General features: G+C 69.9%; 10 protein-coding genes. 4 read left to right on the top strand and 6 right to left on the bottom strand.

Features of this window, described 5'->3' with window-relative positions; all coding sequences use genetic code 11:
* Positions 1-477 precede the first annotated feature (477 nt).
* From MFF55_RS09895 to MFF55_RS09885, 3 genes are all read right to left on the bottom strand, one after another.
* Entirely contained in the window at positions 478-1698 is a 1221-nt protein-coding gene (locus MFF55_RS09895; RefSeq protein WP_238243923.1) for an HPP family protein, read from the bottom strand.
* 153 nt (positions 1699-1851) lie between these two features.
* Positions 1852-3102, bottom strand: coding sequence for a formyl-CoA transferase (gene frc / locus MFF55_RS09890; protein WP_238243917.1), 1251 nt, complete (start codon positions 3100-3102; stop codon positions 1852-1854).
* Between the two features lie 95 nt (positions 3103-3197).
* A complete protein-coding gene (locus MFF55_RS09885) occupies positions 3198-3626 on the bottom strand; it encodes a PAS domain-containing protein (RefSeq protein ID WP_238243916.1) in 429 nt (142 codons plus the stop codon).
* A gap of 246 nt (positions 3627-3872) precedes the next feature.
* Here MFF55_RS09885 and MFF55_RS09880 point away from each other — a divergent pair, with 246 nt between their 5' ends.
* Genes MFF55_RS09880 through MFF55_RS09870 form a run of 3 tightly spaced genes read left to right on the top strand, consistent with a single transcriptional unit; the run spans position 3873 to position 5463 of the window.
* On the top strand, positions 3873-4343 hold the full coding sequence (locus MFF55_RS09880) for an OsmC family protein (protein ID WP_238243915.1): 471 nt from the start codon (positions 3873-3875) through the stop codon (positions 4341-4343).
* Complete coding sequence (locus MFF55_RS09875) at positions 4340-4729, top strand: YybH family protein (protein WP_238243914.1); 390 nt, start codon at positions 4340-4342, stop codon at positions 4727-4729. The genes MFF55_RS09880 and MFF55_RS09875 overlap by 4 nt, the downstream gene beginning before the upstream one ends.
* A gap of 41 nt (positions 4730-4770) precedes the next feature.
* A complete protein-coding gene (locus MFF55_RS09870; protein ID WP_238243913.1) occupies positions 4771-5463 on the top strand; it encodes an alpha/beta hydrolase in 693 nt (230 codons plus the stop codon).
* Between the two features lie 9 nt (positions 5464-5472).
* Here MFF55_RS09870 and MFF55_RS09865 read toward each other — a convergent pair whose 3' ends face one another.
* Positions 5473-6369, bottom strand: a complete 897-nt coding sequence (locus MFF55_RS09865; protein WP_238243912.1) for an MBL fold metallo-hydrolase — start codon at positions 6367-6369, stop codon at positions 5473-5475.
* Between the two features lie 242 nt (positions 6370-6611).
* Complete coding sequence (locus tag MFF55_RS09860) at positions 6612-7796, bottom strand: L,D-transpeptidase family protein (RefSeq protein WP_238243911.1); 1185 nt, start codon at positions 7794-7796, stop codon at positions 6612-6614.
* 195 nt (positions 7797-7991) lie between these two features.
* Between MFF55_RS09860 and MFF55_RS09855 the strand changes: the two genes are divergently transcribed.
* A complete protein-coding gene (locus tag MFF55_RS09855; protein WP_238243910.1) occupies positions 7992-10637 on the top strand; it encodes a choice-of-anchor I family protein in 2646 nt (881 codons plus the stop codon).
* A gap of 30 nt (positions 10638-10667) precedes the next feature.
* Here MFF55_RS09855 and dapE read toward each other — a convergent pair whose 3' ends face one another.
* Positions 10668-11849 carry a succinyl-diaminopimelate desuccinylase gene (gene dapE, locus MFF55_RS09850; protein ID WP_238243909.1) on the bottom strand — a complete coding sequence of 394 codons (1182 nt, stop codon included), beginning with the start codon at positions 11847-11849 and terminating at the stop codon, positions 10668-10670.
* Positions 11850-11854 lie beyond the last annotated feature (5 nt).

The following is an 11854-nucleotide window of genomic DNA, read 5'->3' as shown; positions in this document are numbered from 1 at the left end:
GCGGCGCCGTGGCCCACGCCTGAGGCGACAAGCCAGGAGGTCCGCACCGTCGACACGGTGCGGACCTCCGACCCTCGAGGGTTTGCCGGACGTCCCCGTCCCGTCGGCCCCAGCCTCGCCCCGCAGCCTCACGGCTCGCGGGGCGTTCGCGTTCAGGGGGCCGGGACCGGGCGAGCAGGCCGCGATGTTCCGGCCGAACCACCCGATGTCCGGGGCCACAAGCCTCGGGGCACCTCGAAATGTGAGCCTCGTGGGTGCGTGGGGATTGGCGGCCTTCGCCGAGCTGCGGAGCCCCGTCGGATCAGGAGGCCCGACCCACGTGGGACCACTTCCCGCCTCCGGACGGGCTGCTCCAGCCGACGGCGAGCCGAGGCTCGTCACCGCGTGCCTGGCTGGCGGGCCGAGGCAGCCCTGGATCTCGGGAGGCTTGAACAACCATGCTTGGGCCGGACGGCGGCGCGGCCGGCCCGACGCGCCTCAGGCGGGATGAGCCGCCGGGCTCGGCGTCGCGGTCAAGCCTCCCAGGCGGTCGGTCCGCTGCGGCTCGGCCGTGCGCGCATGGGCGTCGGCCAGCAGCTCCGCCACCAGATCGGTCTGCGAGACCATCCCGACGAGCCTGTCGTCCGGGCCGACCACCGGCAGGTGGTGCAGACCCGCATCCGACATCCAGAGCACGAGGTCGGAGATCGGCGTCTCCGGCCGCGCCGTCTGAACCGGCGCCGTCATGATGTCCTCCACGCTGCCGTGGGGCGCACGGCCGCGCGTCAGGGTCAGCCGGAGCCGGCGGCCGGCATCGAGGCGCAGCCCGCGGTTCTCCCACACGGTCTTGTCGAGGATGTCGGTCTGGGTGACGATCCCGATGACGCGGGCCGACTCGTCCGTGACCGGAAGCGCCTTGATGTGGCGGCGCCGCAGGAGGTCGAGCGCTTCGCGCAAGGGAGCGCCCGGCGCGATGGCGATGACGTCCCGGGACATGATCGCCGCGCAGGTCGTCTGACCCGAACGGCGCCGGTAGGCGCGCACCTGCGCCTGGAGGAGGATCGCCTCGAGGTCGGCGCGACCGACATCGAGGAAGCGGTCGTAATCCTTCAGCACGGCATCGAGGTCAGACGCCGTGATGCCGGAACGGGACGAGGGAGACGGGTCCTTCGTCCCGTGGTCGACCGGGGCGCGCGGCAGGGCATGCGGGTAGGCGCGGCCGGTCAGGTTGTTGAACACGAGCGCCGTGGCGAGGAGAAGCAGGGAGTTCGCGCCGACGGGCCAGAGAACGAAGGCGTAGCCGAGCTCCCGGATCGCCGGGCCGCCGAGCACGGCGGTGAGCGCGACGGCGCCGCTCGGCGGATGAAGGCAGCGCAGGGCCATCATCAGCGCGATCGCGCAGCCGATGGCGAGCGCCGCCGCGAGGAAGGCGTCCGGCACGAGGGCGGCGGCCGTCACCCCCACCAGTGCCGCCATCACGTTTCCGCCCAGGATCGACCAGGGCTGCGCCAACGGGCTCGAGGGCACGGCGAAGAGCAGGACGGCGGAGGCGCCCATCGGTGCGATGAGGGCCGGGAGCGCCGTGTCGAGACCGAGCGCAGCGCGGCTGATCAGGCCCGTGGCGAGCACGCCGACCAGGGCGCCCATGGCCGAGCGGACGCGCTCGCGGCCGCTGAGCGGGGCGGCGTCCGGGACGAGCTTGCGCAGGACCGAGCGGATCATCGCGACCAACCTCCGAGACCGACCGACGGCTCCCGTGGCGGCGCACCGTCCGTCCCAAAAGCTTTGCGGGAGCCGACGGGAAGGGAACGGTCGCTCAAAACGAAGACGGCGCGCCGTGGCGCGCCGTCGAAGGATCGCTGCCGTCGAAGCTCAGACGGCCTTGGCCTGGTGCAGGCGCTCGATCTGCTGCTGGGTGTAGCCGAGGTCGAGCAGCACCTGGTCGGTGTGCTCGCCGAGCAGCGGCGAGGCCTTCACCTCGACCGTCATGTCCGAGAACTTGATCGGGCTGCCGACGGTCAGGTACGAGCCGAGCTTCGGGTGAGGCACCTCGACGACGGTGCCGCTGGCGCGCAGCGACGGGTCGGCGGCTATCTCCTTCATCGACAGCACCGGCGAGCACGGGATGTCGAACTTGCGCAGGATGTCGACGGCCTCGAACTTGGTCTTGTCGGCGAGCCAACCCTCGATCGTGGCGAAGATGTCCATGATCTTGTCCTGGCGGGCGCGGGCGGTGTTGTAGGCCGGGTCGTTCTCCCACTCCGGCTTGCCGATCGCCTTGCAGATCGGGGCCCAGGCATGGCCCTGGATCGTGAAGTAGATGTAGGCGTTCGGGTCGGTCTCCCAGCCCTTGCACTTCAGCACCCAGCCGGGCTGACCGCCACCGCCGGCATTGCCGCCGCGGGGCACCACGTCCGAGAACTCGCCGTGCGGGTACTGGGGGTACTCCTCGAGGTAGCCGAGCGCGTCGAGGCGCTGCTGGTCGCGCAGCTTCACGCGGCAGAGGTTGAGCACCGAATCCTGCATCGACACGGCGACCTTCTGGCCCTTGCCGGTCTTGTCCTTCTGGCGGAGCGCCGTGAGGATGCCGATGGCCAGGTGCATGCCGGTGTTCGAGTCGCCGAGCGCTGCGGCCGACACGGTCGGCGGGCCGTCCCAGAAGCCGGTGGTCGAAGCGGCGCCGCCGGCACACTGGGCGACGTTCTCGTAGACCTTTAGGTCCTCGTAGTGGTGGCCGTCCGAGAAGCCCTTCACGGAGGCGAGGATCATGCCCTCGTTGAGCTCCTGGATGCGCGCCCAGGAGAAGCCCATGCGGTCGAGAGCGCCGGGACCGAAGTTCTCGACCATGACGTCGGATTCGCGGATCAGCTTCTCAAGGACTTCCTTCCCCTCGGGGGTCTTGGTGTCGAGAGTCAGCGAGCGCTTGTTCGAGTTCAGCATGGTGAAGTAGAGCGCGTCCGCATCCTCGACGTGGCGGAGCTGCGTGCGCGTGACGTCGCCGGCGCCCGGGCGCTCCACCTTGATCACGTCGGCGCCGAACCAAGCGAGCAACTGCGTGCAGGCGGGTCCTGCCTGGACGTGCGTGAAATCGATGATCTTGATGCCTTCCAGCGGCTTGCTCATTTCGACGTTCTCCCTGTTCGTTCGTCTGACTTCGACAATGCACGGCCGGTCCGTCCGGCCTCGGTTGGTCCCGAGCTTGTTGCTGGCCGCTCCGCTCAGGTGGGGCGGGCTTCGAGTTCCGCCAGCCGCTTGCGCAGCTGACGCTCGTCGTTCCACCGCTTGGTCTCGTCGCGGATGATCGCGGCGATGCCGGTGACGGCGCCGTCGGGGCCGTGGAGGAGCGCGACGGTGAAGGCGATCGAAAGGGCGTGTCCGTCCTTGTGGATCGCCGGCACCCGCAGGGTCTCGGCCCTGTACCGGGTCACCCCGGTCTGCATCGTCTTGTGATATCCGTCCCAATGCCGCTGCCGCTGCCGCTCCGGCGTGATCAGGTCGAGGGATCGTCCGATCGCCTCGGCTTCGGAGAAGCCGAAGATGCGCTCGGCGGCCGGATTCCAGACGATGATCGCGCCGCTCGCATCCGACACCACGACGGCATCCCCCGCCGCAGCAACCAGCTGACCGAAATCTATCGCGTGCGACATTGACCTGCTGATTGAACTCGCTCGTCGCTCGATTAACTTGCCAGTCGAGTTCCTGACCTCTCGTCCGGCGGCGGCTCTATTTGCTTTTCCCAGCGCCCTTGCTATTGGTATTTGGTATGCCAAGGAGTTGAGGTTGTCAACACGGGCCGGCACCAGCTCACAGGATCGCGACCTTCCCGCGATCGATGGCGACGGTTGCCCGAAGAGCGCGTTGTCTCGGACCGGCATCGGCAAGGATGAGGCGAGATGGGTGACAACCCGACGATCAGGATCAAGCAGATCGAGGGCTACCGGTTCCTGGTCGATTTCGGCCAGCTCGGGGCCAGCCTCTTCGTCGACGAGGCCGAGCCGATCGGCGGCGGCACCGGCCCCTTCCCCGAGCAGATTCTCGTCGCCGGCGTCACCAACTGCCTCTGCGCCAGCCTGATATTCGCCTCCGGCAAGTACAAGCAGGATGTGCAGGGGATCTCCGCCGAGGCTCAGTGCCGGGTGGAGCGCAACGCCGAGGGGCGGCTGCGCATCGCAGGGATCGCGGTCGAGATCGCGCTCGGCGCGCCGGCCGGGGCGATTCCGCGGATCGAGCAGGTTCTGGCGCAGTTCGAACGCTTCTGCACCGTCTCCGAGAGCGTGAAGGCGGGCATCCCGGTCACGGTCGCGGTGCGCGACGGCGCCGGCACGCTCCTAAAACCGCCGCAGGACAATGGAGAACCGCGATGATCAAGCACGATCACCCGCTCGCGCAGGAGCCCGAGGATCTGGCGCGGCTGTTCAACGAACGCGCCAATGCCGGCGATGTCGAGGGGCTCGTGGCGCTCTACGAGCCGGAGGCGGTCCTGGCCGCCGGGGCCGTCGTGGCGGAGGGTCACGAGGCGATCCGGCGCTTCTACGCGGACCTCCTGGCGCGCAAGTCGGAGTTTCCGAGCGTCGAGACCCTGCCGGCCATCCGGAACGGCGCGCTCGCCATGACCTTCGCCCGACTGCCGAACGGGGTCCTGTCCGTCGAGACGGCGCGCCGGCAGGAGGGCGGCGGCTGGCGCTGGGTCATCGATCAGCTGAAGATCAAGCCTCTCCCGCCGGAGGGTCAGGGCGCCGGCACGCGGTGAGCGATGCGTTCTCCTCAAACCCGTAGCGAGAGGATCGCCGCATGATCGATGCCCAGCTCGTCGGCCGCCTCACCTTCGCGCATCGGCTCCCGACGAAGCCGGCCCTGGCCCCGGGCCGCCATTCGCTCGGGCTCTTCGAGGAGCGGGACGCGATGCTGGTCGTGCCCGAGGGCCTCGCGCCGCGCCGGGCGGTGCCCCTCGTCGTGATCTTCCACGGCGGCGGCGGGAGCGCCGACAAGATCCTGCCCATGCTGGAGACCCATGCGCGGGAGCGAGGCTTCCTGCTGCTCGCCCCGCAATCGATCTTTCCGACCTGGGATCTCGTCATCGGCGGCAACGGGCCGGACCGCGAGCGCCTCGACCTCGCCCTGGCGGAGGTCGCCTCGCGCTTCCTCCTCGACCCGACCCGCTTCGCCTTCGCGGGCCATTCCGATGGCGGCAGCTACACCCTCTCCCTCGGGCTGACGAACGGCGATGTCGTCACCCACCTCATCGTCTCGTCGGCGGGGTTCATGTCGGTGCACATGCAGGTGGGAGCGCCCAGGATCTTCCTGTCGCACGGGACGCGCGACGAGCAGATCCCGATCGGGCGCAGCGCCCGCGTGCACCGCCAGCAGCTGGCGGAGGCCAGGTACGACGTCAGGTATGTCGAGTACGACGGCCCCCACGCCTACCAGCCCGCCGTGGTGGCGCAGGCCGTCGACTTCTTCCTGGCGGAGGATCCTGAGGCCTAGGGCGCCGGGCTAGCCGACGAGGCTGAGCCGGGTGCGGCCGGCGCAGGCCGGGGCGCCGACGTCGATCTGCTGGCGTTCCCGGGCGATGAAGGCCGTCGGCATGACGTCCTGCATCTCGACTTCGATCCGGCGCAGCATGGCGTCGGTATGGGCGGGGTGGATGTGGATGATCGCCAGCGCCTTGACGCCGGCGGCGCGCGCCAGCTCGACGCCCTTCTGCCAGGTCGAATGCCCCCAGCCACGGCAGCAGGGATACTCCCCTTCCGTGAACATCCCATCGTAGACCATCAGGTCGGCGCCCCGCACGAATTCCGAGAGCGCGGGGTCGGGCCAGGGATCGGTGTGCTCGATGTCGCTGATCACGCAGAGCCGGCGGCCCTGATGCGTGAAGCGATACCCCGTCGAGCCCTGCGGGTGATTGAGGAGGATGGTGTCGACGCGGACGCCGTCCGGAAACACGAGCGGCTCGCCGGCCTTGAAGCCGTGATGCGCGAAACGGCACGGAATCACGTCGAGGGTGACGGGAAAGAGCGGCGGCGAGAACAGGCGATCGAGCGCCGCCTCGGCCGAGGCCCCGTCGAGGTTGCCGCAATAGGTGTTGATGGTGCGCCCGGCATCGAGAACCACGGGCTTGAAGAACGGCAGGCCGGCCGTGTGGTCGAGGTGGAGATGGCTGAAGAGGAGGTCGATGTCCTTCGGCAGCGCGTCGCGATGGTGCAGCCCGCAGGCGTTGAGGCCCGACCCGGCATCGAGCAGGAACAGGCGATCGCCGCAGCGGATCTCCATGCACGGGGTGTTGCCGCCGAACTCGACGTAATCCGGCCCGCTCACGGGCGTGGAGCCGCGCACGCCCCAGAAGCGCAGGGCGAGGCCGTCAGTCGAGGCGGACGTCGTCGTCATACTCATGAACCGGTCGCCCAGACCGGGATCGGTCGTGGGCCCTTGATGGCGGCCTCGCTTCGTCGCGACAGAATGCTCTCGCCTCACGGGCGAGTGCGGGGCCAGGGTTGAGGGTGATCAAGTCGTTGAGGTAGGCATGGGTTGCCGGGCCTGATGTGCGTGTCCACACATGGCGCGGGCTTGGCCGGAACGCGAAGGCGCGGCGTGTCGCCGGAGCAACGGCCGATCCCGGTATCGCCGAGCCGGGCCTAGCGCTGGGCGACGCGCTCGACGGTTGCCGTGGGAGCGAAGGCGGGGGCTGGAAGATCGCCCGCGAGGGCCGCCCGCACCACCAGCGGCAGCGTCTCGGCATAGCTGCGCAGGAGCGGTCCGAACCGCCGCGGCACGCCCTCGTAGACGGGCACGAAGCCGGGCATCTGCGTGATTGCCAGAACCGAATCCGGCGCGATCCAGCGCGACCACACGGCCTCGGCGATCATGATCGGACGCGGGCGGGCCGGGATCACCACCACCTCCTGGCCCGCATAGGCCAGGGCCTCCGGACGGCTGACGATGCCGAGCGGAACGCCCCTGGAGGCTTGCGCCGCCCAGAACGGGTGCTGCCCGCCATCCGAATAGGTGGTTCGGATCGCCGCCGCGCCGTCCTCGACGAGGGCGGCGATGCGCGCCTCCTCCTCGGCTCGCCGCGTCGCCACGAGCGCCTCGCGGGCCGGGTCCTTAGTGGGCGCAAAGACGTAGCGGCCGTTGGCGACGCCGACCACCGGCTCCTCGCCCGTCGCCTCGAACCGGTCCGAGCCCTCCTTGAGCTGGCGCCAGAAGGCGATGTTCGGGTCGGTCCGGTGCAGGGCCATGTTCCTCGCCGTCATCCGGAACGGGAAGGACTGGAACTGGAAGGCGAGCTGGCCGCCAGCGAAGGCCTCGCGGGCGATGGAATAGAGCTCTCCCGCGACCTTGTCGGTCATCGCGTAGCAGCCCATCGACGAGCAGACGCCGTGGACCATCACGGCCGAGCCGGTATAGCCGTGGCTCCTGTCGAAGGCGTTCGGGTAGCCGACGTCGAAGGACAGGTAATAGGCCGAGTTCGGGTTCAGCTGCCGCTCGGCGACGCTGTAGAACCCCTCCGGCGTCTGGCGGTCGCCGGTCTTGCGCTTGGGCCCGAGCTGGCCCGACCAGCGGCAGATCGGGAAGGTCTTGATGTGGACGAAGCGGCCGCCAGCCCGCTTCCAGACCTCGATCTCGGATTCCTTCTTGAAGGCCCGAAACAGCACCGGGGCGGCCGCCGTCGTGCCCTTGGCCGCCATCAGCGCGAGGGTCGCGGCTGGAATCGGCGCCTGCGCCTTGCCCTCCTGCGCGGGGGCAGGGCCGGCGAGCATCAAGGCCAGGACCAGGGCAGCGCCGCGGCGCGGAGCCCGGGCGCTCAGGGTGAAGACCATGCGTGGCCCTGAAGGAGCAGCCCCGGGCGGAAGGCCTGGATGGGCTGTGCGACGTCGCCGCGTTCAGTCGCAGGCGATTCAGGCGGCAATGCGGACGCCGGTCCCCGTCGCGGGGCTGTCATCGCATTGTCATTGGCGGTTCCTACCGAGCGTAGGCGGGCACACGCGAACGAACAGAACGAGGAAACCAACCCCATGTCGTCCGGCATCTCGAATCCTGCACCCATCGACGTCCGGACGGCCCTGCCCTCGCTCCAGGGATCGACCACCACCCCGACCGGCTCCAACGCCGTCGACCTCGTGCGGCTCGGCGCCTTCACGGCCGCCGGCGGCAATGCCGAGGTCGTCACCTTCGATCCGGTCAGCGATCGTCTCTTCATCCTAAACGCCGCCGCGAGCCGAATCGACATCGTCCAGATCGACGCCGCCGGCGCCCTGGCCGCCGCCGGGACGATCCCGCTGGCCGGCCTCGCGAATTTCGGCGCCGCGAACTCGGTCGCGGTCCGCAACGGCGTCGTCGCCGTGGCCTACCAGGCGCCGAACGCGACGGATCAGGGCAGCGTCGCCCTGTTCAACACCGGCGGGAATCTGCAATCCGTCGTCCGGGTCGGATCGCTGCCCGACCAGCTCACCTTCACGCCGGACGGTCAGCGGATCATCGTGGCCAACGAGGCGGAGGCTGCCTCGACCACCAACAATCCGAACGGCACCGTCAGCATCATCAGCCTCGCGGACGGCGCGGCGAGCGCGCGCGTCACCAACACCATAGCCTTCGATTCGCTGAACGGCTCAGAGGCGGCCCTGCGCGCCCGCGGCCTCGCGATCTTCCCGGGCCAGAGCGCCGCGGCCGACATCGAGCCTGAATACGTGACCGTCTCGCCCGACGGCACCCGCGCCTACGTCACGCTGCAGGAGGTGAACGGCGTCGCCGTCATCGACCTGACCGACCCGAATGCGAGCCGGCCCATCGCCATCCAGCCGCTGGGCGGCGTCGACCGCTCGCTGCCCGGCAACGTGTTCGACCCGAGCGACCAGAACGGGATCGCGCTGCGCAACGCCAACCTGACCAGCCTCCTGCAGCCGGACGCGATCGCCTCCTTCTCCGTCGGCGGCGCCACCTATTTCGTGACTGCCAACGAGGGCGACGCGCGCGTCGGCACCGGGCTCGAGGAGCAGGACGTCGCGCGGCTCAGCAGCGCGAGCGTCCGGCTCGACCCCACCGCCTTCCCGAACGCGGCGGCGCTCAAGGCGAACTCGGATCTCGGCCGCCTCAACGTCCTGACCCGCGTCGGCGACACCGACGGCGACGGCGACATCGACCAGCTCTTCACCTTCGGCGGGCGCGGCATCACCATCTACCGTCAGGAGGCCGACGGCAGCATCTCGAAGGTGCGTGACACGGGCGGCGAGTTCGAGCGGATCACCGCGGCCCTGACGCCGGACATCTTCAACCAGAACCAGGGCAACGGTCAGGTCGACAACCGCTCCGACGACAAGGGGCCGGAGCCCGAGGGCGTCACGATCGGCACGGTCGACGGCCGCATCTACGCCTTCGTCGGCCTGGAGCGCACCGGCGGCGTCATGGTCTACGACGTGACCGATCCGGCCAATGCCCGTTTCGTGACCTATGAGCGCCCACTGGTCGCCGATGCCGGCCCCGAGGTCCTCACCTTCATCAGCGCCGCCGACAGCCCGACCGGAACGGCCCTCGTCGTCAGCGCCAACGAGGTCGGCAACACGACGACCCTCTACGAGGTCGCGACCCGCGGCGGTTCCGTGCTCGTCGGGCAGGCCGGCAACGACACCTTCACCGGCGGCGCCGGCGACGATCGCATCTCAGGTGGGGCCGGCAACGACATCGTCACGGGCGGGCTGGGCAACGACGTGCTGCGCGGCGGTGCGGGCATCGACACGCTGGTCTACAACACGAGCTTCGCGAACCTTCAGGTCGGGCAGCTTCGGGGCCAGACCACGATCACCGGCCAGGAGGGCACCGACACGGTGTCCGGCTTCGAGCGGGTGCTGTTCAACGACGCGACGGTCACCCTCAACGACGGTGCGCCGCTCGTCGACGACCTGTTCTACCTTGCGACCAATCCGGACGTGTTCCGGTCCGGCAGGGATGCCGATGCGCATTACGCCGAGTTCGGCTTCCGCGAGGGCCGCGATCCGAACGCCTTCTTCTCCACCACCGGCTACCTCGCCGCCAACCCGGACGTGCGCGCCGCCGGCCTCAACCCGCTCACCCACTACGAGGGGTTCGGCTTCCGCGAGGGCCGCGATCCGGGGGCGGCCTTCGACACGCAGGGCTACCTCGCCCGCAACGCCGACGTGCGCGCAGCCAACGTCAACCCGCTCGCCCACTATCTCGAGTTCGGCCAGTCCGAAGGCCGCGCCATCAACGCCGCGATCGGACGATCCAGCGAGATCGGGTCAGCCCGCGGCTTCGACGCCGAGTTCTACCTGCTGTCCAACCCCGACGTGGCGCGCGCCGTCATCACGGCGGGCGGCGACGGCTTCGCCTTCGCCCGCACCCACTTCACCAACTTCGGCGCGCGGGAAGGCCGCGACGCCAACGCGATCTTCGACACCGACGGGTACCTGGCCGCCTATGCCGACGTGCGCGCAGCCGGCGTCAACCCGCTGACGCACTACACGCAGTTCGGCTTCCGCGAGGGGCGTGATCCCTCCGCCGACTTCGACACGAGCGCCTATCTTGCGGCCAACGCCGACGTGCGGGCGGCGGGCATCGACCCCATGACCCACTACCTGCAGTTCGGCCTCTACGAGGGCCGCCTCACCTTCGGTGACGGAACCCTCGGGGCCGGGACCGTCGGCTGACGCGCCCGATCATCGCCCGCTCCGGACGCCTCAGGGGCGGGCGAAGTACGACGCGATCAGACGGCGATAGATCGCGGTCAGACGCTCGAGGTCAGCCACGGCCACGCATTCGTCGGTCTGGTGCATGGTCTCGCCGACGAGCCCGAACTCGATGACCGGGCAGAAATCCTTGATGAAGCGGGCGTCCGATGTGCCGCCCGTCGTCGAGAGGACCGGCCGCAGCCCGGTCTCCGCCTCGATGGCGGCGATCACCAGATCGGTGAAGGCGTCGGGCTGGGTCAGGAAGGCCGGCGCGTTCGAGGGCGGCAGGTCTAGGGTGAAGCGGATGCTTCCGCCGGCCGCCGCGTCGAGCCGCCGGCGGACCTCGGCGCCGAGCGTCTCGGCCGTCCAGCTCTCGTTGAAGCGGATGTTGAATACGGCTCGCGCCTCGGCCGGGATGACGTTGGTCGCCGGGTTTCCGACGTCGATCGTCGTGAATGCGAGGTTCGAGGCGTCGAAATGGGCGGTGCCCCCATCGATCGGCTGCTCGCACAGGGCGGAGGCCAAGCGCAGCAGGCCGGGGATCGGGTTCTCGGCCTTGTGCGGATAGGCGACGTGGCCCTGCCGGCCGTGCACCGTGAGCTTGCCGGTCAGGGAGCCGCGCCGGCCGATCTTGATCATCTCGCCCAAAGCGCTCGGATTGGTCGGCTCGCCGAGCAGGCAATGATCGAAGCGCTCGCCCCGGGCGCGGGCCCAGTCTAGGAGCTTCACCGTGCCGTTGACCGCCGGACCCTCCTCGTCGCCGGTGATCAGGAAACCGATCGAGCCCGCGAATCCGGGACCGGACGCGGCGACGAAGTCCAGGGCTGCGGCGAGCATGCAGGCGACGCCCCCCTTCATGTCGACGGCGCCCCGGCCGTAGAGCAGACCATCCGCGACCGTCCCGTCGAACGGCCCGTGCCGCCAGGCACCGGTCTCGCCCGGGGGCACCACGTCGGTGTGCCCGGCAAACAGCAGCGCGGGCCCGCCGGTGCCGATCCGGGCGAACAGGTTCTCGACGTCCGGCGTGCCGGGCTCCGAGAAGCGGGGGCGATGCACCGCGAAGCCCGCCGCCTCGAGCAACCGGGCGAGAAGGTCGAGCGCCCCACCCTCCTCCGGCGTCACCGAGGGGCAGCGGATCAGGGCCTGCGCCAGGGCGAGCGGGGAGCGGTCAGGGAGAGCGTCTGGCGTCACGGTCG

The organism is Methylobacterium iners (genome assembly GCF_022179305.1).
Lineage (GTDB): Bacteria > Pseudomonadota > Alphaproteobacteria > Rhizobiales > Beijerinckiaceae > Methylobacterium > Methylobacterium iners.
The sequence above is the reverse complement of the archived record's forward strand: the minus strand, read 5'-3'. Positions and strand labels throughout refer to the sequence as shown.

Coding starts and splice junctions, on each gene's coding strand:
- frc (WP_238243917.1), bottom strand. CDS start 3,102: ATGAGCAAGCCGCTGGAAGGCATCAAGATCATCGATTTCACGCACGTC.
- MFF55_RS09885 (WP_238243916.1), bottom strand. CDS start 3,626: ATGTCGCACGCGATAGATTTCGGTCAGCTGGTTGCTGCGGCGGGGGAT.
- MFF55_RS09880 (WP_238243915.1), top strand. CDS start 3,873: ATGGGTGACAACCCGACGATCAGGATCAAGCAGATCGAGGGCTACCGG.
- MFF55_RS09875 (WP_238243914.1), top strand. CDS start 4,340: ATGATCAAGCACGATCACCCGCTCGCGCAGGAGCCCGAGGATCTGGCG.
- MFF55_RS09870 (WP_238243913.1), top strand. CDS start 4,771: ATGATCGATGCCCAGCTCGTCGGCCGCCTCACCTTCGCGCATCGGCTC.
- MFF55_RS09865 (WP_238243912.1), bottom strand. CDS start 6,369: ATGAGTATGACGACGACGTCCGCCTCGACTGACGGCCTCGCCCTGCGC.
- MFF55_RS09860 (WP_238243911.1), bottom strand. CDS start 7,796: ATGGTCTTCACCCTGAGCGCCCGGGCTCCGCGCCGCGGCGCTGCCCTG.
- MFF55_RS09855 (WP_238243910.1), top strand. CDS start 7,992: ATGTCGTCCGGCATCTCGAATCCTGCACCCATCGACGTCCGGACGGCC.